Below are 24497 nucleotides of genomic sequence, written 5' to 3'. Positions count from 1 at the left end.
TTGATATAAGATTACACAGCTTGCTGATTTTACCCTAACCTAGTTTTATTGTACTGGATATCCCAAAAATGATACCATCCAATTCGCATAAAAAGCCCCCATCCACTTCACGAGTAGACAGAAGGTTTTTTAGCTTTTTTATTTTCCGCGCAGATGTTGAAGAGCTTTCGAAAATCTGGATATTCCTTCCCAAATATCTGCGGGCGTACTCCTGCCATACGTAAAACGAACAAACCCTTTACTCTCACCAAAAATAGAGCCGGGAACAAAAGCAACTCCTCTCTTCAGTGATTCATCCAGCAATTGAAATTCATCCACCGGCTTTTTCAGCTTGCACCATAAATGAATCCCGCCATCTGGTTCCAGGAATTCTGCCTGTTCTCCTAAAAAATGAATCAGTGCTTTGGATAATTGCTTTCTGCGTGCTTCCAGCTGCTGTCTGATCTTATGAATATGTTCATCGAATTGCGGGGAGCCGATAAACTCATTTGCAACCCATTGCGGAAAAATACTATGTCCAAAATCAATCTGCTGTTTTGCATCAGCTAAGCGTTGAATAACTTTTTTCGGTCCAACAATCCAGCCGATTCGTAATCCAGATGCAACGATTTTGGATAAAGAACTGATATATAATACATTTCCGTTATCGTCCATTCGTTTTAAAGAAGCTGATACGTTTCCATCAAATGCCGTAATGCTGTACGGGTCATCCTCTACAACAGGAATGCCATACTCCGAGGAAATATCTAATATTCTTTTCCTCCTGCTTAAAGGCATTTGCACTCCGGTGGGATTTTGAAAATCCGGATTGATAAAAACCATTCGAATACGATGTTTTTTATGCAGTTCGACGATATCATCCGGATCAATCCCATTTTTACTGCTCTTTAAAAGAAAGGGACGTAAACCTGCTGATTTAAATAATGGCAATGAGTAAGCATACGATGGATCTTCTATTGCGACAGCATCACCAGGCTTCAGTAAACATTGCACAATAAGGTGAAGCGCTTGCTGCGCACCAGAGGTAATCAGGATTGATTCTGCATCAATAGAGATTCCTTTATACGCATACAAATGATTAGAAATCGTTTCTCTTAAACGGACATTGCCCTGAGGGTGATCATATCCCAGATGCTCTGTAAAAGGCTTCTCTTTAAAAATGGAATGAAATTGTTCTGCCGGAAATAGATCCGCCGCCAGTTCTCCGCTTGCCATATTAATCATTTCATTATTTTGTGTCTCCGTCCGTATTTTTTGAACTAACGGCAAATTAGGAAGAAATGAGCCATCCTCCACATACCTTCCCCAGTTGGGAATTCTTTTATCGGAGATTCCCCAGATATCCGTACTAATATGCGTACCGCTTCCTTTCCTTCTTTCAACAATTCCTATGGATTGCAGCTCATCATAAGCGGCAACGACCGTGCTGCGATTAACTTGCAGCTCTTTTGCCAAATGGCGTTCTGAAGGAAGCGGCATATCCGGAGAAAAATCACCCGTAGAGATTCCGTTTTCGATATATGCTGCGATTTGTTTGTATAGTGGTGTTTTTACTGAACGGTCAAGTGTGAAGTGCATATGGATTCCTCAATTGTGTTGTAGATTTTAACGTGCAGTGAATAACCCTGCCAATACTCTTTATTCGCGCACTAAAATGAATATATTCTAGACTTTTAGCTTCATTCTGCTAATCAAAGATATCTTCTACTATCATAGCGAACAATGACCTAAATAAGCAACTCACAGATGAAATGATTGGGATTTTATTCTTTCCAGCAAAAAAGCCCGAATCACAATGAAGTTATCGGGCTTAAATACATGAAGGTAGATTGTATTAATTATCCTTTAAATATACCGCTTCCGCCTACGCTAATCAAGAAAATCTTTTAAACGTTTACTGTGTCTTGGAAGCCTTAATTTCCGCAATGCTTTTGTTTCAAGCTGACGGACACGCTCTCTGGTCACGCCAAATACTTTTCCCAGTTCTTCCAGCGTTCGTGACTTCCCGTCATCCAATCCAAAGCGGAGACGAAGAATACTTTCTTCCCGGAGAGGAAGGGTATCCAACACCTCCTCTAATTCCTTTTTTAACAGTCCATGCGCTGCATAGTCAGCGGGAGAAACCGCCTCTTCATCCTCGATAAAATCTCCTAAATACGATGTGTCTTCGTCTCCAATCGGTGTTTCCAGAGATACCGGTTCTTGAATGATTTTTAGGATATCCCGCACTTTATCGGCACTTAACTCCATTTCCTCGCCAATTTCTGCAGGTACCGGCTCGCGGCCCAAATCCATAAGCAATGAACGCTGGACACGGCTTAATTTATTGATTGTTTCCACCATATGCACCGGTATCCGAATAGTGCGCCCATGATCCGCAATGGATCGGGTAATCGCCTGCCTGATCCACCACGTTGCATAGGTGCTGAATTTAAAGCCTTTTCGATAATCGAATTTTTCTACAGCTTTGAATAACCCAATATTCCCTTCCTGAATCAAATCTAAGAAAAGCATACCCCGGCCTGCATAGCGTTTTGCGATGCTGACTACGAGACGCAGGTTTGCCTCAATTAATCTCCCCTTCGCTTCCATGTCTCCTTCTTCCATACGAGCGGCAAGCGTCATTTCTTCTTCACGGGACAGTAAATCCACATTGCCAATTTCTCTTAAATACATCCGAACGGAATCGGTTATTTTTATCCCTAAAGGAAAGCTGTGATGATTCAGACCTGCCTCTTCTTCCTTTGCAGTTTCCTGTGTTTTAGCGTCCTCTTCCATCTCCCCGGCCAGTTCAATACCTTGTTCTGTCAGATATTCATATATTTCATCGATTTGTTCGAATCCTAAATCAAAATCAGCTAACACATTAGCTGCTTCCTCATAAGCAAGCACACCATGTTTCTTCCCCATTTTTAGCAGGTTTTCTTTTGCCTGCTCTATAGTCAGTTCTGATTTTTCCTTGCTCAAAGCATTTTGCAGGACCATGCTTTCCCCTCCCTCCAAGTCATACCATCTGGTTTCTGTATTTTTATTAGGCGTCTATTTTTTATACGTAAAGTGTTTTCTTATCGAAAGCTCCGAACAATCATGCATAGAAGTATATCGCATCCTTCTATGAACTAGTTCGAATTTGTCAATTACCCGTGAAGCAACGTATTTGTGTTATCTCTTTCCTCTCCTAACTTTTCACTTGCATGGCCATAGCGAATATAAACATACCTTACCTTTCCATTACGGATATAAGCAAAAACGCCATTGTGTTCATCTGTACTCTTCTCCTGGAAAAAGAGTCCAGAGATATCTGTTTCTCTAAAAGGCTTATCACGGAGGAAATAAGATGTTTGATTATCTTTTTTCTTCACTAAATATCCTTGTCTTCCATTTCTGTACACTTCTTTTTCAAAGGGGTTATACTCGCTGTGATTAATCACAACCAGAATAATATCCGGTAATTTTTTTAGAATATAATTGTATTTATCCCAGTAGAAAACTCTTTTCCAAAGCGGATTTCTCAACGTATCCGTTGGCCGTTCCCCTGCCATAATAATTTCCTTCACATGATTATTTTTAGCAGTGTCAACAACTTCTTGTGCAGTTTTCCATTCATTTTTTGTCCGTTTCACTGTAAATTTTTCTGCGCCCAGCCGTTTACTTAATTTTTTGCTTTCTGCTAAATTCAACAAGTGAAACATCGTATATTTACTTTCCATAGAACAAAAAAATAAAACTTCAAAAGTATATCCATATTTTTTTGCCAATAAGGCTCCTCTTAGCAAAACTTTTCGGCTGTAATTCTTTTCCTCTAAGCATACCAGTACATGATGTTTTGATTTTAATGTCATTTTGCCTCCTTGTGCTGCCTATTCACAAGCGATAGCAGTACGTAAAAAACTGCTCTGCCTTGAAAATAGGAACCATTTTTTTGGAGGGTTAAGGATATACGTCTTTGCCTTTGTTAACAGCTGCTCTAGACGAAGAAAATTTACGTTTTTTTGCGCTCTTCTCACCCAAAGATAAACACGTATATCCTTAACCCCGGCTGATTATGATAATAGGGTTCCGTATCTGAGTCGGTCATTTTCCTCACCTCCTTTTCTTTTTTCTTGCTGCATTATTGCATAAAACTGAATGATTGTTCTAAAATAACACAAAAAATAAATCTCATTTTGACCAAATATGAAAAATTATTACTGTTACCTAAAGAGCCTTAACCTGCTGCTTTGTTGTATTATGTTTTCTCATCCTAGTTTATGCTGAGCTTCTTCCTAAGTTGCAAGCTTTTAATGCTGATTTTTACAAACGAAATGCTTCATTGACTATGATGTTACAGGCCTTGTTCCGAATCCAATAGCCAGCATAAAATTTCAGCTTTATTGGAATCAAGCAGGATAGATCCTCTTTTATTTTGGTTGTCATGAAATACGATTTCATACATCCCGTCTGCATGTTGAACCAGAAAAAAGGAATCACTAAATGTCGTACGCATTTTGTATTTAAACCCTATTCCCTGTAGCTTTGCTTTATAAATGATATACATAATCGCCTCCTAACCATTTAACTGAACGTTCGTTCTAAAATATTATCATAGAGTTTTTGGGCAGTCAACAGATAATCATTCTGTTGAAAATGTCTTGTTATGGTGTCTTATATATGATAGATTTAGAACAATTGGTCAGTAATTATTTGTAAGTAAGGGAAACACCAATATAACAAGATATTCCGCTTTATAAACGCTTCAATTGTACTCAAATTAGAAATCAAAATAAACAGGAGTGAACTTTTTGAATAAGAAACAAACGAAAAGTATGATGACAAAGAAAAAGATTGCTGAAGCTGCAAAGCATCTATTCATTCAAAAGGGCTACGCTGCCACATCTATCGAGAACATTTCCGAGGCAACAGGTGTCAGCAAAGGAAATATTTATTATCATTTTGACAATAAAGAAGGCCTCTTTATTTATGTGCTGGACGAGTGGGAAAAAGAATGGATGGAACAGTGGGAGGAACAAAAAAAGCAGTATCCCTCTGCAATTGAACAGCTGCATGGAATTGCAAAGCATTTTGTTATCAATGATTATAACCATCCTCTTACGGATGTAGCGGACGAATTTTTCAGTCATGAGAAGTCCAATACATTAGTACAAAATCAACTTTATAAAACAATTAACACCAGGATATCCTATAGTCAAAATTTATTGTCAGAAGGGATAGCATCTGGAGAGTTCAAATCAGACAATGCACTGTTGTTAGCAAAGATTTTTGACACCTTATTATACGGGTTAAATAATACTTGCCGGAATTTGAACATGAAAGAAACACTGGATCTATATGCTAAAGCTATCGATACCTTTCTGTATGGTATCGCTTCTCCTGAGACAGATCACCATAAGAACAGTTAGCTTCCTGTCGATAGCAAAAATAGAAATCATTTCTTCAAATATTAAAATCAGACTGCTGATTAGGAGGAAACTAGCGTTGAGCAATAATCATTCCACTTTTCTAGGCGTTTTATTTTGCATGCTTGCCGGGGCAACCTGGGCTTTAGCTTTTCTCATTCCGAATATGCTTTCCAACTTCTCATCATTGGAAATTACTTTAGGACGTTATTTGATGTATGGTTTATACTCGCTTCTTTTCTTTATGGCATTTAAAAAACGTACAGACCACATCCCATTACGAATCTGGGCAAGAGCACTGCTTTATGCTTTTATTGGAAATGTAGGATACTTCTTTTTTCTAGTTTTGGGGATTCAATATGCAGGAATTACTGTCACCACTCTTATTATCGGGACACTTCCTATCCTTATCAGTGTTATCGGGAATTTATGGAATAGAGAGTTTCCTTTTAAAATCATGGTATTTCCCGCATGCTCGATATTGCTTGGAATCTTCCTGCTGTATGGCAGTGAGCAGAGAGATAGCAGCAGCGTCGCCACGTCCAGCAGTAACTTTTTATTGGGTTTCTTATTCTGCTTTATCGCACTGACTTTATGGACTTGGTATGGCGTGTCTAATGCTAACTTTCTTAAAAAGGAATCTCAGGTTTCTGCCAACCTATTTTCTACTATGGTCGGTATGCAGACGTTAACATTAGTATTACTTGTTTTGGTTATCAGCTGGCTGACAAATCAGCAGATAGTGAGTAACCTGCTGGCAAAAAATCATTTAATGTCCTATTTGATTGGTATTATCGTGTTGGGTATCGTTGCTTCGTGGGTGGCAACATGGGCATGGAATCAAACTTCCATCCGTCTGACGGTCTCTATGGCAGGGATGATGATTGTTTTCGAGTCTTTATTTGGACTACTTTATTCTTTTATTTATCAATTGTCATTTCCCTCCATATGGGAATCGATTAGTATTTTCTTTATTATCGCCGGTGTATCTTTCGGGATATGGAGAATCAATAAAGAAAAGATTTCGGAACATAAGCTATACAGTGAAACACATTCTTTTGAAGATACCCTTTGAGAATAAATACGTACCCAGCTGAAGAACAGCCGGGTACGTATTTATTCGTTATGCACTGGGTTTATACTTATATAAAACAACCCATCGAACAAAAAAACTGTTGAAAGTTTCATGCTCAATAGGTCAGCAATAATGGATTAGCTATTATTAATATTACTTGAGGCGAAAATTATTTGCCTAATTTTTCGTGAACGTGTATTGCTAATGCGATGTCTAACACACCTGATCCAACACTTTCATTTAACGTAATCTCTTCATCATTTTCACGTGCTGGAATTTTACCAGCTAAAGCTTCACCAACAGTACCTGTGACAACCTCTTTTGAGACTTCACCTTTTCCCAAAGGTATTAATATGTCACCTGCTGCCTCCCAGAGGCCTTCCAAATGTTCCGTAACAATCTTGCTTGAACGTTGAACTGTAGCAGCATCAATCTGCATGAATGATGTAAATGAACCAATCGCATTCACATGTGTTCATTAGTTTAAGCTCCCCCCTCAACCCTATTCTTTCTTAAAATTAACAGCAATCGCTCCGACGCAAACCACATAATTACAATAAACCCACCAATAAACAAGGGGAATAAAGCTATACTGGTATAAGATACTGTCAATCCAAATAATGGCGGTATCAGCGTTGTTCCTGTATAAGCGGTGGCCATTTGGAATCCCATAATCTTTTGTGAATGAAAAGTACCAAAACGGGCAGGCGTTTCATGCAACATACATGGGAAAACCGGTGCCAGACCTAATCCAATCAATAATAGACCAACCAAAGCGAAAAACAATGGTAATGGTAATAGTAAAAACACCGTTCCTATCAAAGCAATTATTTGCCCTGCCCGTATTAATTGGTTATTACTTACTTTTAAAGTGATAAAACCAGTAATAAACCGTCCGATTGTAATACCGCCCCAATAAAATGCGATCCATTTGGCAGCAACAGAAGGAGAAATATCTTTCACATTCACCAGATAACTACTTCCCCATAGACCCACTGTCGCTTCGACCGAACAATAGAAAAAGAAAGCAATCAGCGCCCACTTAACTCCTTTTTTATTCCGCAAAAAATTTGCTTCTGTTTTTTCTATTTGCTGATTAAGAGGTTGCTCTGTCACTAGTTGTTGATGCTGTTTAGCAACTTTTCTCCATAGAGGTAAAGAGAAAAACAAAATCAACACCAGACTAAATTGAATCAAAGAGATAGTTAGATAGCCTGCTCTCCATGAATTATGTTCTCCTATAAAATAGGCTATAATAATTGGTCCCGTTGTTGCTCCAACACCCCAAAAGCTGTGAAGCCAGCTCATATGCTGTGCTTTATAATGCCGAGCCACATAATCATTCAGGCCGGTATCAATAGCCCCGGCTCCCAGCCCAAGCGGGATAGCACAAACTACTAGCCAGATAAGTGATGGAGCAAAGTAAAATCCAAGTAATGCTATAGCAGTCATTGCTGCACTTACAGCAGACACTTTTCCCGTTCCAAAACGCTTTAAAAAGACACCACTTACTAAGCTGGATAAAATTGTTCCCGCAGCAATTATCATAAATAAGTAGCCTGCTGTATCAATCGGTAATTCAAGATTTATCCGCATGGTTGGCCACGCGGCTCCTAATAATGAATCAGGCAGTCCTAGACTAATAAAAGCTAAATAGATAATAATTAATAAGAATATCATAGCTTCGTCCCTTTTCCCTTCTGCAACTCATAATTCGTTTAAATGATGCAGTCAAAATTATATAAAGCCCGATTTTTTAGGATCTATAAGAATAAATTGGAGTTTCCCTTATTCTACTAAACCGTCTTGTTTATCTCATTCTACTAAAACTATCCTAATCCCACTCAACTGTTTCTTATATTAAAAAAATTTCCTGCTCTTCGCAGTCTCAAGATCCTTTTGAATCTGTAAAATTTGACATTCTATCCACTTAAACTTCTTAAGGCTTAATCAATATAATGTTTTGAATAAGTAAAGATCGAATTTAGAAGTGCCAACCTTATCATGATTTGCAAGGATATTCACCTACTCATAAAACGATACCAGTTATATCCTTATTTTACGATGAAGCTGTCTGCTCCGCAATGTTTACAAATATAACGAACCTTCATGCAGCGTGAGTTTCACGGGGGGGTTCCGTGATAAACAAAAAAGCAAAAAATGATTGGTTTACAACTATCAATCATCTTTTGCTTTTTTAACTATAACTCGTTATATGAGTCCTCATAGGATTCAGCAAGCTCTATAAATCTCTCATTATCTAAAACATCTTCAAACAAAGGATCTGTCACAGCATAATCAATTAAGCTGGGGTCCTCTTCCATTGCCTCTTCCAAATGATCCAAGCCTTCTTCTATCTCGCCACGCTCAATATCAATGAAAGCCAGGCCGTAATAAGCAATTCCTTTATCTAACGGATGCTCCTCAAGCATTTCTTCATAGAGCTCTTCTGCTTCATCCAGCTGCCCATTTTTTGTTAAAAGGATACCTTTATAATCCAGGTTATAAATGATATGCATTTCATCATCTACTTCTAATACAGCATCGGCATATTCTAATGCTTCGTCGTAATCTTCTATGAGTTCATAAGCATATACAAGCATATCCAGTGCATCGACATCTTCCGGATGCTGTTTTAAATACTCTTCTAAGTAAACAATGCTTTCTTCTGTTTCCTCTATATACAGCAAACTGGCACCCATACCATATAAAGCGAAATCTGCCTTCGGTTCAATTTCTAACGCTTCTTCAAAATAAGTTATTGCTTCTTCATCTTTATCAAGAAAAGAAAGGGCATTTCCCATCGCAACATATTGTTCCGGTGCATTCGGATTTAAATCAATCGCTTCCTGTGCAGCATCCATAGCCTCTTCATATTCGCCCAGGTCTATTAACGCGTATGCAAGATTGCTGTATGCAGCTTCCATCTTGTCATCCAGTTCAATTGATTTTTCTAACGCTTCTCTCGCTTCTTCCGGTCTTCCAAGTTCAATGAGAATAAAACCCTTATCATTATAAAGGAAAGGTTCGTCAGCATGATCATCCAGAGATTCCTCGATTAACTCTAAAGCTTCTTCATAATCTCCATTTGCGTATAGAGGCTGCAGCTTCATTGATAATGAATATGTACTGGTACTTGAACCAGAGGATAATTGATCCGCTTCCGCTTCCTCTTCCTCCGATTCGTTTTCTTCCTCCTCATCTGCTTGCTCTGAATCCGTGTTTTCCTCGGAAGATTCAGATGAAGAAGTTTCTGATGCAGTGGATTCCTCGGACGTACTGCATCCGGCAATAAATAAAAATAATGACATAAAAATAATAATTCGCTGTTTATTCATTTTATCCTCCTTTATTTGACAAATTATTCTTTAAAATGACATTATTATTATAGTACAAATGGAACGCAAATGGAAGACATATCCAAGACTGTTTTCACAAATCGTTTTACTAACAGACCCCCGTATCGTAAGCTTCGTGAAATAATTTTCAAAGCGGCACAGGTGTATGCCGCTTTTTATATCCTATTATCTATACGAATCATGCGCAGGGTGAAATAAATCTTCCTCTGCGTTTCTTACAATGGAAAAATAATCTACATTATAATGTCCATGAAGTGTATCGTTATGGTGCTTCACAATTTGTTCTGGAGTCAGCAAAGCATTCCCCAGATTAGAATGGCCATCTCCAACTAACGTGACATCAAAACCATGAATGGTTGCTGTTCTCACAGCGTTGGCTACGCAATGCTGCGTTTCACAGCCCATCACGACAATATGCTTTACTTGATGTGATTTTAAATATTCCAGAAGACCTGTTCCATAAAAAGCATTGGTAGCAGATTTATCAAAGGTTTTTGATTCTGCAGGCATATGGATCTCTCTGTGAATTTCAAATCCGCTTCCTTTTCCTTCACTGACATCTATATCCCTAATAAATATAATCGGTACAGCAGCTTTTCCCGCTTTTTCAATTACTAGATTAATATTAGCGATGAGCTGTGACTTCTGAAAAACTGCGTTTCTTTCATGATTTCCATCGATTAATTCCTGTTGTGCATCAATAACTAATAATACCTGATTCACTTTAAGTCCCCTTCCAATTTAGGAAAACACGATGTAACGGTCTGGTTAGGCGTTCTCCCTTTTTTACTTATTCCATTCTCTTTATTATTGTTCGTCATTTGAACGCCTCCTCTAACTAAATTCCTTATGATAACCTTTGTAATCCAAGGTGATGTTTATTTTACCATAATAAACAGACGGTATTTTCAAAAAATTAATTTAAGCTAATACTGGGTTGAAATTATAAGCTTCTCGAATACTGCAGATTAACAAACGGTTCGCCTGTATCTGTCACGCCACTTTTCTTTTCCTGCTGCCGAAACCCTCTTGCTTCATAGAAAGGAATCCCTCTTTGATTTCCATCCTGTACAGACACCCATTGCTCTGTAGCTCCTGCTTTCCTATGTTCTTCTGTAAGTATATTTAATAATTGTCTTCCTATTCCTCTGTATCGATATTTTTCATCTACATACAATACAAAAACTTGGCTGACCCTGCTCTCCGTTATTGCACCGCCAATAACGCCTGTCACCTTTGAATCAACGATAGCAACATGGGTATAAGAGCCTTGTTCTATATCCGCCTTTACTCGTTCGTGGTTATACCATTCCTCTGCATGCTTGTTTCGGTACTTCTCACTTAACTTACCTTCTACAGTTTGTTTCCAGCCAAAGGAGCAAATAGCAGCAATGGATTTGACATGCTCTGTGGCTGCTGTTTCAATAACTATATCCATTTTGTTTCCTCCCTTCTTTAACCCCGATATATGGTTTCTACTATCCAAATTCGATATCCATCCGGATCAGCAATAACCGCTTCCTTCACACCCCAGGGACGCTCAATCGGGTCTTGTACAATTTCGATTTTTCTATTTCTTAGCGATGAAACAGCTGAGCTGACATCTTTGACCAGAAATTCTATGACCATTCCCTTTTCTACCGGTTCGGGATCATCAATAATATGCAATAATATCGTTGTTTTATGCTCTGAAGCTCCTGCAGAAAAGAAGGCCATACTTTGGTCTGTAAAACCTTGTTCTAAATGTAATGCGTTCTTATAAAATGCAATGGATCTGTCTAAATCCTTTACTGGGACAATAATTGTATTCAACTTTTCGATTTGAAATTCTGTCACCTTTATTCTCCTCTTTTTTACAAGTTGGAAAATGAATGGAGGCCTTCCGCTACTTTTTTCAGTTCATCTCTGTTTAGTGAAAAATACTTTGTATTTCCTTCCTGACGCACTGTAACAAGATTAGATTGCTGCAGCTGATTTAAATGACGGGAAACCGTGCTTTGCTTCAGATTCAGCCGTTGGATAACCTGTTGGGCGAACATCTCTTTATTCTCAGCTAATAAGTCAATGATTTGCAGTCTCGTCCTATCACCCAGTCCCTCAAAAGCAGTATAATAATCTGCCAGCTTTTCTTTACTTCCATCCGTTTCTGTTTGCGGATCAAACATCAGATAGACATGTTTATCGAGTTGAATGAAAGAAAGCAGTCTTTCCATATTACAAACAGGAATGAATGTTAAACGTTCCGCTCTATTTATGTTTTCCAACCCAGTAGTATCCGGATATAAACCTGTTATTTCAAAAATTGCTTCTCCATTTGTACGATAGTTTTTTCTCAGCAAAGGTTCGTGCTGCCTAACCCATTTTTTCAGCAGCTCCTGCTTATTTTCCCACTCCTTTCTCAACCCGGTATCCCCAAAAGCCCTTATCATTCTGATAATACGTTCTTTAATAAAAGATAGACTATCATAAACCTCTGCGATTTTGCCCGCCTCTTCCATAGGGACAGACCAGCTGAGTAATACTGCTTTCACGGCTTTCTTACGATTATCAGGATCATGTAAACGTTTTTCCTCCAAGTGAACTTCTTGCATTACCTCTTCCACAACCGGCATACGAAGCAGGTATTTGTAGTAATAGCCCATTGTCTCTCTAATTCCATAAATAAGAAGTTCCTGCATGGCAGACTCATCAAGCTGTTCCCACCAGTCAATAAATGCATCCCAATCCATGGTTAAATCAGCGGTCTTTTGAATATAGAAATCTCTTAAAATCACTCCATGCGCAAAAACAGTTCTTAATAATTTCAAATCCTTTTTAGCGGCTTCCGATAAGCTATTCGAAAAATCCTTTATCCATTTATTCTGTACGGAGGAACTGTTTAAATCGTAATCCGTCAGCTGAATATTTGTAAAAATATAAACGCCTAAGGAATGGATTGCATCTAGCTCTGTTTTCGGTAAAGCTGGTACAAATAAATTTCTCTCCACTTTGTCACCTTTTTCTGTATCCTATATTTGTATATTGAATATATTAATATACTGTATACTATTCGTCAATCAGCTTTCGATTATATGATTGGATAACAGTTACTTAAAATCCAGCTCTATTAAGCCCCTGTTTATAAAAAATCAAATGTATTTTTTGAACGAATTGTGAATTAATACACAAATTCATTTAATTGTAACATGTGAAAATAATCACAAATATGAGTTTTTATATTAGAATTAAAGTAAATAAAGGGAGGGATTTTCATGAAAAAGAAAGATGCTATTGCACTTATTGCAGCTTTTTTAGTTCTTATTATTATTTTAATTCTGCCTAATCCTGATTCATTGCCTCTAGTTGGACAACGAGCGCTTGCTGTCTTAGCATTTGCGGTTGTTTTATGGGTTACGGAAGCGGTTTCTTATCCTGTCAGTGCGGTGATGATAGTCAGTCTGCTGGCTGTTCTTATCGGTATCTCCCCTACTGTCGAAGATCCTGGTACGATATATGGAACCAGTCAGGGGTTAAGCATGGCCGTAGAAGGATTCAGTTCTTCTGCTGTACTGCTTGTTGGAGGGGCACTTGTTTTGGCTACTGCTATGGAAATTACAGGACTTCATAAACGCATCGCATTGTATATTATGTCAAAGGTTGGAACAAAGCCTGGGGCACTTGTGATTGGAACCATTATAGTCAGCTTTGTGCTTGCATTGTTTGTACCAAGTGCTACCGCGCGTGCAGGTACGCTTGTCCCTATTCTATTAGGAATTGTAGCTGCATTTGGATTGGCAAAGCAAAGTAAGCTTGCAGCATTATTAATGATTACCGCCGTACAATCTATTTCCATATGGAACGTCGGAATAAAAACAGCAGCCGCGCAGAACATGGTTGCTTTGGGATTTATGGAATCTGCTTTTGGTATAGATGTGACATGGGGAGAGTGGTTTCTCTATGCTGCTCCTTGGGCATTTATCATGTCTATCGTACTTTATATTGTTATGATTAACCTGATTAAACCAAATATGTCGGAAATAAAAGAAGGAATAAGCATAACGAACCAGCTGAAGGAGCTCGGGAAAATCAGCGGAAAAGAATGGCGTTTAATCATTATTGCCGGATTGCTATTATTATTCTGGTCAACTGAAGGCATTTTGCATCCTTTAGATTCTACTACGGTTACCATTGTTGCTGTTGCTGTCATGCTGACACCTGTTTTCGGTATCTTTTCCTGGAAAGAAGTGCAAAGAAAAGTACCTTGGGGCACATTGATTGTATTTGCAACAGGAATTTCATTAGGGATTGTTCTGTTAGCAACAGAGGGAGCGACCTGGCTTTCTTCTAATTCCTTTGAAATACTCGGGGTGTCTTCCCTGCCTCTGGTTGCGATGATCGCCGTGCTCGCGCTATTCAATATTTTGATTCACTTAGGTTTTGCCAGCGCCACCAGTCTCGCATCTGCTTTTATCCCAATCGTCATCGCTTTGGTCGGATCAATGGAGCCGGCAGCCTTTAATGGTCCAGGTCTTGTCCTAATTATGCAATTTGTAATCAGTTTTGGCTTCCTATTGCCGGTCAGTGCTCCGCAAAATATGCTGGCATACGGCACAGGAACGTTTACTTTAAAACAATTTATCAAATCCGGTGTGCCGCTTACTGTGATTGGGTATTTGCTTATCATCCTGTTTAGTGCTACTTATTGGCAATGGGTTGGTTTGTTGTAACTGTTGGAAAAGCGATATAAAAGCTTAATTATCTATGCTTTCATATCGCTTTCATTTTTTACACGTCAGCTTGAATAGCCTTCCAGCCTATATCTCAAGCTCCTTTTCTCCAAAATTTCTCGCCCGCTATGCTATAATGACTTATGTAGTAAAGAAAAAGAAAGGGATTTTTGTTTTGATTGTTTTATGTACAATGCTGGTGATTGGATTATTACTTGGCTTTGTCGGAGCTGGCGGTTCCGGTTTTATTATTGCTATGTTGAGTGAAGTCTTTGGTATTCCTATCCACACAGCACTTGGAACTTCTCTGGCAGCAATGGTATTCACATCGTTATCAGGCACACTCAGCCACCTGCGGGAAAGAAATACCATGGTAAAAATCGGGCTGGCAACTGGGCTATTTGGCGCAGTTGGAGCTTTTTTTGGTTCCAGGCTGGCAAGCTTTATCCCGGAAAGTGAATTAAAATTTTTTACTGCCGGAATGCTCATTTTATCAGCCATATTGCTGTGGATTCGTGTAACAGCAGGGTTTGGCAAGTTGGCCACACAAAAATTTGCTGAGAAAAATCAATCCTCCAGAAGCAGGTTTTGGATGACAGCTGCTGGAATCGGCATCATTACCGGCTTACTATCAGGTGCATTCGGGATTGGCTCAACGCCGTTTATCCAAATCGGGTTGCTTGTGTTCTTCGGTTTATCGATTCAGCTATCTGCAGGCACCACGATGCTTGTTATTATACCTATCGCACTGGTAGGCGGTATCGGTTATTATTCTGTCGGTTTTCTCGATTTAAAATTATTTGCAGAAGTAGTTATCGGAACAATTATAGGATCTTATATCGGCGCGAAGTTCACCACTCGGCTGAATCCAATAATATTAAAAATTGCAATGGTTGCTGTGCCATTAATCGGCGGGATTATTTTATTGATTTAGATTCCTATCCATTTGGAGAAAAGCCAGAAAATGAAAGAAACGATTACCCTATCAAAAAGGCGATAGCTCTTACTGCCTTTTTAATAGGATAATAGCCTTTTACTCTTTCTTACTATACTCCCCGCTTATTTCCCCAGACTAATGCATGTACCTGCGGAAGGACGCGGACACGGTTCAGCACACTTGATGCCACAACCTGATCAATTAGCCATTCATATTTATTTAATAAATGCCGGGATAATTGCTGCGGTTCGATTTCCTCTAAATCATCATTTCCTACCTGCAGGAAAAAAGCCAGTTTCGGATAGCGCTGATGTACTTTTTCCGCATAACGAAGGTCCTCTTTATCAAAAATTACTACCTTTAAGCTGGTATGCGCTAATCTGTCATTGGCTTCCAATTGATGGATAATATCATCCATATTCTCCCAGTTTGTTTTCATCTTAGAGCTTGGCGGTTTAGGAGAAATGGTCAGATCATCAATTTTTACAAACCAATCCTGGTAGCGGCTTCCCTGTGTTTCCAACGCAACCTCAATATCCTTTTCCTGGAGCAAATCAATTAAATTATCAATAGCAGATAACAAAGCTGGATTCCCGCCTGAAATCGTCACATGGTCAAAATGATTTCCGCCTATTTCTTTCAGCCGCTGCCAAATTTCTTCACTCGTCATCTGAACAATATCTTCTTTAGCGCTTCCGTCCCATGTAAATGCGGAATCGCACCAGGCACATCGGTAATCGCATCCAGCTGTCCGGACGAACATGGTTTTCCTCCCTACTACCATTCCTTCTCCTTGAATTGTAGGGCCGAATATTTCTAAGACCGGAATTTCACGCATGATTCATCCACTCCCGTCTTGCTTCCGCATAGCTTGTCGGTGTTTCAAATAATCGAACAAACTCCACCTGGCATTGGTTAGGGAGTTCCTGGATTGCTGCTTCCATTTGTTCGAAAATCCAGACGACCATATTTTCAGCAGTTGTGTTCATTTTTGGCAATGTTTCATTTAAATAACGGTGATCTAAAAATGTTTCAATCTTGTTCTTCCAAATCTCTTTTATATCACCAAAATCAATTACTAATCCTACCTCATCTACAAAACCGCTGATACCGAATACAACCTGATACGTATGACCATGCAGATTCTTACACTTTCCCTCATAGCAATGGAGATGATGCGCTGCATCAAAGGAAAACTCCTTGCTTACCATCACGCGTTTTTGGTGATAGGCCAATTCTTCTCTATGAATATCTTTATCCAGCTTTTGCAGCTCTTCGACAATACGAAACCCGAACATTACTGATTCATCTCCTGTCTTCCCGCTAGATATTGGTCTAACCCACGCTGGCGTAATTGACATGCAGGACATTCTCCGCATCCTGCTCCTCTAACCCCGTTATAGCAGGTCAACGTCCGCTCTCTGACATAATCAAAGGCTTGCAGTTCATCCGCTAATTCCCATGTTTCTGCCTTATCCAGCCACATTAATGGCGTATGAATCACAAAGTCTTCATCCATAGATAGATTTAAGGTGACATTTAATGACTTGGTAAAGATATCTCGGCAATCCGGATACCCGCTGAAATCTGTTTCACAAACCCCTGTAATAATATGCTTGGCATCAATTTGTTTGGCTAGAATGGTTGCAAAAGAAAGGAACAGTAAATTTCTTCCCGGGACAAATGTATTGGGTATGCCGCCATCCTCTGCATTTTCTACTTCAATGTCCTCCCTGGTGAGCGCATTGGGCGCTAATTGATTCAGTAAAGACATGTCTAAAATATGATGTCTTAACCCTTGATCTTCAGCGATTTCTTTTGCCACTTCAATTTCTAAGCTATGACGCTGATTGTAGTCGAAGGTGACTAACTCTACATGCTCAAACTTTTCTAATGCCCAAAATAAACAGGTGGTGCTATCCTGACCACCGCTGAAAACCACAACTGCACGTTTATTTTTTTCCATAAAAAAATCCCCTTTCCAATTTGAAAAAGAGAATTCTAAACACCCGAAAAATGTAAAAAACCATACCTAAGGCGCGGTATGGGTATCCTTAGTTTTTTATAGAGGGTGTTAGCTAGAACCTCTTCTACTTCGTTCGTAGATTTTATTCAATTTCTTTTTACAATTGGCAGTATAACATATATTTCCTGATGATGTTAGCATGTCTTCCTTTTTTTCAAACATTATAATACATTTCAGCAATTAGGTTGGTTTTTAAGTGTTTGTTCTGCCTTCTAACATAACAAATGCTCCCTTTATTAGCTTCTCTATCCACTATAAAGGGAGCATCATTACAGTTTACGATACGGTAATTCTGTTTTCAGCTGCCAATATACATTTCACTTTTTCTCACGAATACCCATGAGTGTGTTTGCTCCTGCTGGCCAATTTTCTTTTGGCAGTCTTGGAAATTGATTAATCCGTACATCAACAGATTCCGGAAACGGCGCAGGACGTCCAGATGACTGATCTATCCCCATTACCATCTGTTCACTGGTTGCCACAGTATCATTTTCTTTGTTTTTCATTTCAAACCAAAGATGCACGCGCTTTACATCCCGGTTCAACACAGTAACTTTCGTATGAAGCTCCTCATTGTCATGCGCTTCTTTTACATATTTAATATGTGCTTCCAGCGTAAAAATGGTATAAGCATTTGCTTTTCGACCTTCTTCATCCAGGCCGATAGCATCTATGAAAGCATCGAGGCTATAACTGAAAATCAATGCGTAGTATGCATCGTTCAGATGTCCATTATAATCTACCCACTCAGGTAACACGTTACCCTTCCATATTTGCTTACTTTCTGTCATAAGGGAGCAACCTTTCTGCCGGCCAGAAGCCTTCTTCCTCTAAAAGTCCCATTAATTTAATCAAGAAACGGTCGCGGCGGTGTTCAAGGTCATCGATAGAAATCTCTCCGCTCTGTTCAGCAGTCCCTGAAATCACTTTTTCGCTTAATTCTTCCGTCAGTTCAGGTGCCACTAAACGGGTCCAAGGCAGCTTCAATGCAGGGCCGAATTGTTCAAGCATGTGCCGCATCCCGTCCTTACCGCCTGCTAAATGAAGCGTTAGAAATGGTCCCATCAGTGCCCAGCGAAGACCAGGGCCGTAGACAATCGCTTTATCTACTTCTTCCGTAGTCGCTACGCCATCATTGACGATATGAAGCCCTTCACGCCAAATTGCTTCCATAAGCCGGTCGCCAATGTGGCCGTCAATTTCACCTTTCATCACTAGCGGCTTCATATGCATGCTTTCATAAAGCTCCTCTGCCTTTTCCATATAACTGCGCTCTGTCTGCTTTCCTCCTGCGATTTCCACCAATGGAATTAAGTAAACGGGATTAAATGGATGGGCAACAATGATCCGTTCTGGATGATGCACACAATCTTCCTGCAGGACAGAAGGCATGTATCCAGAAGTACTTGAAGCGATAATCGCTGTCGGTTTAGCAGCAGCATCCACCTGGGCTAATACCTTTTTTTTCAAGGCTTCCTGCTCTGGAACATTTTCCTGTATCAAATCGGCTTCTTTTACAGCTTCCTCCAGCTCGTTGTAGAAGGTCAGATTCTCTTTTGCAGCTTCGTTGTTTACCCCGTATTCTTCTAATGTTGCCCAAATAGCATCTATCATTTTTTCTGTTTTTTCTTTTGCATCAGGAGCCGGATCAAAAGCATTGACCTTATGACCATTTGCTAAAAAGCGCGCAATCCAGCCATTGCCAATCACGCCGGTTCCTAAAACTGCCATTGTTTTTTGCGCCATATTTCACCTCTTAGGAATTAAATTTTTTAAGATTTAAATGTTCTCTTGCCTCTGCAGCCGTCATCGGCTCCAGCTTTACACTGTTTAAAATGCTGACAGCTTGATCAACCAGCTGTTCGTTTGTACCAAGTACACCTTTTTCTAAATATAAGTTATCTTCTAAACCGACCCGGACATTCCCGCCGAGTAAAGCAGCCTGTGCCACAATCGGCAGCTGCATACGGCCAATACCAAAGGCTGACCAATGTGCTCCATCGACCACTCTTCTTTTCATGTATTCGATTGTTTCTGCATCCGCATCAGCGCCCCATGGAATACCAAGACAAAACTGATACATTGGTGTTCCTTCCACTAACCCTTCAGAAATTAGTTGGTTAGCAAGACGGATATGTCCTGTATCAAATACTTCCATTTCGGGTTTTACGCCGCTTTCTTTAATCAGCTTTGCGTGCTCCCGAAGCCAGTCTTCCGGTCCTAAATAAACCTGATTGCCAAAGTTTAAACTGCCGCAATCTAAGGTGGTGAGTTCCGGAAGCAATTCCCCGACCGGTTCATGACGCTCTTTTGGTGTCTGAATATCAGTTCCTTCTCCTCCACAAGTTGGATTTTCTAGATTTGGAACAAAGTCGCCGCCCCCGCCGGCCGTAATATTAATAATCACATCTGTATCGGATTCACGGATTCGTTCCACGGTTTCTCTAAAAAGCGCCACATCATGACTGAGTTTCCCTGTCTTGGGGTCACGAACATGGATATGCGCAATCGCAGCACCTGCTTTTGCTGATTCAATAGCAGATTCCGCAATTTCTTTTGGTGTAATTGGAACATGTCTGCTTTTCTCTGTTGTATCACCTGCACCAGTCAGTGCCGCAGTAATGATTCGTTTATTCTTCATTTTGTGCTTCCTCCTTTTTGTTCGGGGTGACAATAGGAACATGATTAAAAATCTCGCCACTTTCAAAAAACGCAACAAGATTATTTATCCAATTATAATAGGCATTCCATTCATCCAGCTCCTGCTGTAATCTCTCCATTCGAACTTTTACTTCTTCTGAGGAATCCTCTGTCAAGAAAGTTTCTAAATGACGAATTTGTTCTCTAAGACGGCGCTCTAAACTCGTATTACGTTTTACAACCTCTGACCAGTTACTTGTAAATAAGGATATAAATGTTTGTGCATAGTCGCGTTCTACATTGTAATGATCTTTACGGCTGCCCTTAACGTATTCTTTTTCAGCGATATTAAATGAAATCATCTGTCGCATGACCTGACTCATTCTAGTTTTACTCATTCCAGTTTCATCCGCCAGCGAATCTAATGTCATCGCCTCGCGATTCATATAGATAATGCCTAGCAAACGGCCGACTGTTGAGGATACGCCGAATGTTTCCATATTATCTGCGATTCGATCTGTGAGCAGTTCTTCGCAGGATTTGATTTCTTGAAGCAATTGATTATTTGAAAATGATTCCATCGCCAAGCCCCCCTTTAACTCGTATATGTGTCACTGTAACATGGATTAAATAAAAATGGAAAAAACAAGTTTAATAGCAATCCAGAGTAAAATTGAGCAATTCTAAGAAAAAACCATCTGTATACTTTGTAAAGTTTAAATTGCACAGATTTTACGGTTTAAATGGTTTTTTTGGGATTTTCATTTTCACCTGCCTGTTTATTATACTAAGTAAGTCTAAAATTTAGTTTTACGGAATAAGCAATGGAGGTGCTTGTAGTGCTTGAATTTAAAGAAGTAACCAAAAAATTCGAAGGGAATGATACTCCTTCCGTTCATAAACTGAACCTAGAAGTAGAACGAGGAGAATTTGTTGTTTTTATCGGTCCAAGCGGGTGCGGGAAAACAACTACGATGAAAATGATCAACCGGTTAATTGAACCTTCCGGGGGAGAAATTCTAGTAGACGGCGTAAATGTTCTTAAGCAGGATGCTGTCCAATTACGGCGATCCATTGGATACGTTATACAGCAAATCGGATTAATGCCCCATATGACTGTAGGAGAAAATATCTCTCTTGTGGGATCGCTTTTAAAATGGAATAAGGAGAAACAGAAAGAACGGGCAAAAGAACTTATTTCACTGGTTGACCTGCCAGAGGATTATTTAGATCGTTACCCGCATGAGTTAAGCGGAGGACAGCAGCAGCGAATCGGGGTACTGAGAGCGTTAGCTACGAATCCCCCATTGATTTTAATGGACGAACCATTTGGGGCGCTTGACCCAATCACTCGTGACAGCTTACAAGAGGAGTTTAAAAAACTTCAAAAGGAAATGGATAAAACGATTGTTTTTGTTACCCATGATATGGATGAAGCGATAAAACTTGCTGATAAGATCGTGATTATGAACCAAGGAGAAATCGTTCAAGTCGGCACACCAGATGATATTCTTCGCCATCCAGCCAACGAGTTTGTGGAAGACTTTATCGGAAAAGACCGTTTATTAGAAAGCCGCCCGGAAGTAACACGCGTTGAACAAATTATGAATCCAAACCCGATTACGATTGAAGAAGAAAGCAGTTTAAAAGAAGCTATTCAAAAAATGCATGCCAATCGTGTTGACTCCTTGTTAGTAGTTGATGGATCTGGAATTTTAAAAGGCTACATTGACATTGAAATGGTCGACTCCAATTATAAAAAGAAAAACCATGTTCATGAAGCAATGGATACAGCAAAATATGCCGTGGATAAAAACAGTCTGCTTCGGGATACCATGCACCGCATGCTTCGCCGCGGCAGCAGTTACGTACCCGTTGTAACAGATAATAATAAATTAGCAGGAATCGTAACAAGGGCAACCCTTGCAGATATGGTTTTTAACACTATCTGGGGCGATGAAACAGCAGATGTTGCTGCTATAGAATAAAAAGGAGGCAGAAAATAATGCAAGCTATTAGAGATACACTCGCATCTTATGGATGGGAGTTACTCGAAAAAACAGGAGAACATATGTACATTTCTATCGCTGCGATTGTTTTAGGTATACTGGTTGCGGTCCCCTTGGGAATTTTACTCACTCGTATACCAAATAAAACAGCGGATCGGTTTATATCATTTGTCGGGATATTACAAACTGTTCCAAGTTTAGCTATTTTAGCTTTTTTGATGCCTTTCTTAGGCGTAGGTGTTGTACCTGCGATTATTGCTTTGTTTATTTATTCCGTACTTCCCATACTTAGAAATACGTATACCGGCATCATGGAAGTAAATACAAGTTTAAAAGAAGCGGGTAAAGGCATGGGAATGAACACCTTTGAAGTTATCCGAAAAGTAGAGCTGCCTCTTGCTTTGCCTGTTATTATGTCAGGCATACGGTTCGCAACCGTTTATTTAATCGGCTGGGCAACACTGGCAGCGTTTATTGGCGGCGGCGGTTTAGGTGACCTTATTTTTGACGGCTTAAATCTATATCAGCCTGAACTCATTGTTTTAGGTACTGTGCCGGCAACGATTTTGGCTTTACTTGCCAGTGGCTTATTATCGCTTCTTGAAAAAGGATTAACACCTAAAGCCTTAAGGAAAACTGTTTAAAAAGGAAGGATTATATGATGAAGAAATTATTACTGATTCCCCTTCTTTCGGCGCTTCTCCTTTCAGGATGTGCCCTGCCAGGTCTCAGCGGGCCTTCAGAAAGTACGGTTCGAATTGCAACCTTAGATACGGTAGAATCCGAAATTTGGGGCAATATACTGTCTCAGATGATTGAGCATTATACAGATTTAGATACGGAGTTAGTAACGAATTTAGGATCAACGATGGTCCTGCATCAAGCAATGATGCAGGATGAAGTAGATATGACTGCTACCAGATATACCGGCACAGATATTGCCGGCGTTTTAAATTACGAAGATATTACTGACCCTGAGGAAGCGATGGAAATCGTACAGCGGGAATTTAATGAAAAATTTGACCAGACCTGGGGTGACTCTTATGGTTTCGAAAACAGTTATACGATTTCTATTACACAAGAATTTGCAGATGAAGAAAACATTACACATGTGGATGATCTGGAGCCCTTTGCCGATGACATGAATTTTGGTGTAGATAATGCCTGGGTCAACCGTTCAGGTGACGGCTACGAGGCTTTTACAGAAACACACTTTGCTTTCGGCAATGTCTATCCAATGGCAATAGGCTTAGTATATGAAGCTGCTGCTTCCGGTAATATGGATGCAGTTCTTGGTTATTCTTCAGACGGGAGAATTGCGGCGTATGATTTAAAAGTATTGGATGATGACTTCTTCCCTCCTTACGATGCTTCACCTGTAGCCAGAAATGAAATCCTGGAGGAAAATCCGGAAATCAAAGAAGTCATGCAAAAGCTTAGCGATACCGTAACAACAGAGGATATGCAGGAAATGAACTATCAAGGTGACGTGGAATTAGTCAGTCCTGCCACCATTGCCCGCGAGTTTTTGGAAGAAAACAACTACTTTGAAGATAAGGAGGGCATGTAATGAGTGTCTGGGAACAATTGATAACCTATGTATCTCAAAATGGTTCTTATATTTGGACAGAATTTTACCGTCACTTCTTAATGGCCGCTTACGGCGTATTGTTTGCTTCCGTCGTCTCTATTCCTATCGGTGTACTTATTGCCAGATATGGTAAATTAAGCGGGTGGGTACTCACGCTTGGAAGTATTATTCAAACTATTCCCGTATTAGGTTTTATGGCCATCACCATGGTTGCGATGGGATTAGGAACAACAACCGTCGTAACAACTGTGTTTTTCTATTCCCTATTGCCAATTATTCAAAATACCTATGTAGGGATAACCAGGGTTGATCAAACGGTGAAAGAAGCTGCCTACGCTTCAGGAATGACACGGTTCCAGCTGCTGATGAAAGTAGAATTACCCCTTGCTATCAGTGTCATGATGGCTGGAATTCGTACAGCACTTGTTGTTGGGATTGGCGTTGTAGCAATTGGAACGTTTGTCGGCGCCGGAGGACTTGGTGCTATTATTGTGCGCGGAACAAACGCTACCGATGGAACAGCGATTATTTTAGCAGGTGCTGTTCCTACAGCCTTGATGGCAATTGCAGCAGATTTAATTATGGGTAAGATTGAAAGAATGCTAAACCCAGTGAAGTAAAATAAATAATAGAAATCATTATACGTGTGTGTTCAAACATCCCGGCTTGTTACCAGAATTAACATAAACAAGCCGGGATGTTTATGTTTTATAAATGGCTTTATGCAACTTTTCTGGACTAGTCCCCTATCCAGCAGG

The 24497-nt window shown here is 39.7% G+C and carries 26 protein-coding genes and 1 riboswitch; of the genes, 8 read left to right on the top strand and 18 right to left on the bottom strand.

What is annotated here, in order from left to right; genetic code table 11:
• Window positions 1–138: 138 nt before the first annotated feature.
• The 4 genes from MKY65_RS11645 to MKY65_RS11630 form a co-directional block, all read right to left on the bottom strand.
• Window positions 139–1578 (bottom strand): PLP-dependent aminotransferase family protein, encoded by a 1440-nt coding sequence (locus MKY65_RS11645; RefSeq protein ID WP_339184986.1) that lies wholly within the window; start codon window positions 1576–1578, stop codon window positions 139–141.
• Between the two features lie 291 nt (window positions 1579–1869).
• A complete protein-coding gene (gene rpoD, locus MKY65_RS11640; RefSeq protein WP_339184984.1) occupies window positions 1870–2985 on the bottom strand; it encodes an RNA polymerase sigma factor RpoD in 1116 nt (371 codons plus the stop codon).
• A 152-nt stretch (window positions 2986–3137) separates the two neighbouring features.
• Window positions 3138–3842, bottom strand: a complete 705-nt coding sequence (locus MKY65_RS11635) for a hypothetical protein (protein WP_339184982.1) — start codon at window positions 3840–3842, stop codon at window positions 3138–3140.
• A 482-nt stretch (window positions 3843–4324) separates the two neighbouring features.
• Window positions 4325–4537, bottom strand: a complete 213-nt coding sequence (locus MKY65_RS11630) for a hypothetical protein (protein ID WP_339184980.1) — start codon at window positions 4535–4537, stop codon at window positions 4325–4327.
• Window positions 4538–4781: 244 nt separating this feature from the next.
• Here MKY65_RS11630 and MKY65_RS11625 point away from each other — a divergent pair, with 244 nt between their 5' ends.
• Both MKY65_RS11625 and MKY65_RS11620 read left to right on the top strand, forming a co-directional pair.
• The gene (locus MKY65_RS11625; protein ID WP_339184978.1) at window positions 4782–5399 is read left to right on the top strand and encodes a TetR/AcrR family transcriptional regulator; all 618 of its coding nucleotides are present in this window, start codon (window positions 4782–4784) and stop codon (window positions 5397–5399) included.
• Window positions 5400–5475: 76 nt separating this feature from the next.
• Window positions 5476–6471, top strand: a complete 996-nt coding sequence (locus tag MKY65_RS11620; RefSeq protein ID WP_339184976.1) for a DMT family transporter — start codon at window positions 5476–5478, stop codon at window positions 6469–6471.
• Window positions 6472–6640: 169 nt separating this feature from the next.
• Here the strand turns inward: MKY65_RS11620 and MKY65_RS11615 are convergent, their stop codons facing one another.
• The 7 genes from MKY65_RS11615 to MKY65_RS11585 form a co-directional block, all read right to left on the bottom strand.
• Window positions 6641–6940, bottom strand: a complete 300-nt coding sequence (locus tag MKY65_RS11615; RefSeq protein WP_339184975.1) for a hypothetical protein — start codon at window positions 6938–6940, stop codon at window positions 6641–6643.
• Window positions 6941–6954: 14 nt separating this feature from the next.
• A complete protein-coding gene (locus tag MKY65_RS11610) occupies window positions 6955–8151 on the bottom strand; it encodes an MFS transporter (protein ID WP_339184973.1) in 1197 nt (398 codons plus the stop codon).
• A gap of 521 nt (window positions 8152–8672) precedes the next feature.
• Window positions 8673–9809, bottom strand: a complete 1137-nt coding sequence (locus MKY65_RS11605) for a tetratricopeptide repeat protein (RefSeq protein WP_339184971.1) — start codon at window positions 9807–9809, stop codon at window positions 8673–8675.
• A gap of 186 nt (window positions 9810–9995) precedes the next feature.
• Entirely contained in the window at window positions 9996–10553 is a 558-nt protein-coding gene (locus MKY65_RS11600; protein WP_339184969.1) for an isochorismatase family protein, read from the bottom strand.
• Window positions 10554–10773: 220 nt separating this feature from the next.
• Window positions 10774–11268, bottom strand: coding sequence for a GNAT family N-acetyltransferase (locus tag MKY65_RS11595; RefSeq protein ID WP_339184967.1), 495 nt, complete (start codon window positions 11266–11268; stop codon window positions 10774–10776).
• A 17-nt stretch (window positions 11269–11285) separates the two neighbouring features.
• On the bottom strand, window positions 11286–11666 hold the full coding sequence (locus MKY65_RS11590) for a VOC family protein (protein WP_339184966.1): 381 nt from the start codon (window positions 11664–11666) through the stop codon (window positions 11286–11288).
• A 17-nt stretch (window positions 11667–11683) separates the two neighbouring features.
• Entirely contained in the window at window positions 11684–12817 is a 1134-nt protein-coding gene (locus MKY65_RS11585; protein ID WP_339184964.1) for a metalloregulator ArsR/SmtB family transcription factor, read from the bottom strand.
• 264 nt (window positions 12818–13081) lie between these two features.
• On the opposite strand from MKY65_RS11585, the gene MKY65_RS11580 reads away from it, so the two are divergent.
• Both MKY65_RS11580 and MKY65_RS11575 read left to right on the top strand, forming a co-directional pair.
• Entirely contained in the window at window positions 13082–14536 is a 1455-nt protein-coding gene (locus MKY65_RS11580) for a DASS family sodium-coupled anion symporter (protein ID WP_339184962.1), read from the top strand.
• Window positions 14537–14711: 175 nt separating this feature from the next.
• A complete protein-coding gene (locus MKY65_RS11575; protein WP_339184961.1) occupies window positions 14712–15470 on the top strand; it encodes a sulfite exporter TauE/SafE family protein in 759 nt (252 codons plus the stop codon).
• 112 nt (window positions 15471–15582) lie between these two features.
• Here MKY65_RS11575 and queE read toward each other — a convergent pair whose 3' ends face one another.
• The 7 genes from queE to MKY65_RS11540 all read right to left on the bottom strand — a co-directional run bounded on the left by queE (window position 15583) and on the right by MKY65_RS11540 (window position 20720).
• Complete coding sequence (gene queE / locus MKY65_RS11570; protein ID WP_339184959.1) at window positions 15583–16311, bottom strand: 7-carboxy-7-deazaguanine synthase QueE; 729 nt, start codon at window positions 16309–16311, stop codon at window positions 15583–15585.
• Window positions 16304–16771, bottom strand: a complete 468-nt coding sequence (gene queD / locus MKY65_RS11565; protein ID WP_339184957.1) for a 6-carboxytetrahydropterin synthase QueD — start codon at window positions 16769–16771, stop codon at window positions 16304–16306. Before queD ends, queE begins: the two co-directional genes overlap by 8 nt.
• On the bottom strand, window positions 16771–17439 hold the full coding sequence (gene queC, locus MKY65_RS11560) for a 7-cyano-7-deazaguanine synthase QueC (protein WP_339184955.1): 669 nt from the start codon (window positions 17437–17439) through the stop codon (window positions 16771–16773). The genes queD and queC overlap by 1 nt, the downstream gene beginning before the upstream one ends.
• A gap of 82 nt (window positions 17440–17521) precedes the next feature.
• A riboswitch (PreQ1 riboswitch) is annotated at window positions 17522–17567 on the bottom strand.
• Window positions 17568–17816: 249 nt separating this feature from the next.
• A complete protein-coding gene (locus MKY65_RS11555) occupies window positions 17817–18290 on the bottom strand; it encodes a thioesterase family protein (RefSeq protein ID WP_339184953.1) in 474 nt (157 codons plus the stop codon).
• On the bottom strand, window positions 18277–19245 hold the full coding sequence (locus tag MKY65_RS11550; protein ID WP_339184951.1) for a 3-hydroxyacyl-CoA dehydrogenase NAD-binding domain-containing protein: 969 nt from the start codon (window positions 19243–19245) through the stop codon (window positions 18277–18279). Before MKY65_RS11550 ends, MKY65_RS11555 begins: the two co-directional genes overlap by 14 nt.
• Window positions 19246–19255: 10 nt before the next feature.
• A complete protein-coding gene (locus MKY65_RS11545) occupies window positions 19256–20140 on the bottom strand; it encodes a 3-keto-5-aminohexanoate cleavage protein (protein ID WP_042533939.1) in 885 nt (294 codons plus the stop codon).
• Entirely contained in the window at window positions 20130–20720 is a 591-nt protein-coding gene (locus MKY65_RS11540) for a GbsR/MarR family transcriptional regulator (protein ID WP_339184948.1), read from the bottom strand. The genes MKY65_RS11545 and MKY65_RS11540 overlap by 11 nt, the downstream gene beginning before the upstream one ends.
• A gap of 258 nt (window positions 20721–20978) precedes the next feature.
• On the opposite strand from MKY65_RS11540, the gene MKY65_RS11535 reads away from it, so the two are divergent.
• Genes MKY65_RS11535 through MKY65_RS11520 form a run of 4 tightly spaced genes read left to right on the top strand, consistent with a single transcriptional unit; the run spans window position 20979 to window position 24359 of the window.
• Window positions 20979–22127: a betaine/proline/choline family ABC transporter ATP-binding protein gene (locus tag MKY65_RS11535; protein WP_339184946.1), complete on the top strand. Its 1149-nt coding sequence runs from the start codon at window positions 20979–20981 to the stop codon at window positions 22125–22127.
• A gap of 17 nt (window positions 22128–22144) precedes the next feature.
• Complete coding sequence (locus MKY65_RS11530) at window positions 22145–22792, top strand: ABC transporter permease (protein ID WP_042533932.1); 648 nt, start codon at window positions 22145–22147, stop codon at window positions 22790–22792.
• Between the two features lie 14 nt (window positions 22793–22806).
• A complete protein-coding gene (locus MKY65_RS11525) occupies window positions 22807–23718 on the top strand; it encodes an osmoprotectant ABC transporter substrate-binding protein (protein ID WP_339184944.1) in 912 nt (303 codons plus the stop codon).
• Window positions 23718–24359: an ABC transporter permease gene (locus MKY65_RS11520; protein WP_339184942.1), complete on the top strand. Its 642-nt coding sequence runs from the start codon at window positions 23718–23720 to the stop codon at window positions 24357–24359. Before MKY65_RS11525 ends, MKY65_RS11520 begins: the two co-directional genes overlap by 1 nt.
• Window positions 24360–24497 lie beyond the last annotated feature (138 nt).

This window comes from Oceanobacillus sp. FSL W7-1293, assembly GCF_037969815.1.
In the GTDB taxonomy this organism is placed as follows: domain Bacteria; phylum Bacillota; class Bacilli; order Bacillales; family Amphibacillaceae; genus Oceanobacillus; species Oceanobacillus oncorhynchi.
This window is presented reverse-complemented; position numbering and strand designations above follow the sequence as displayed.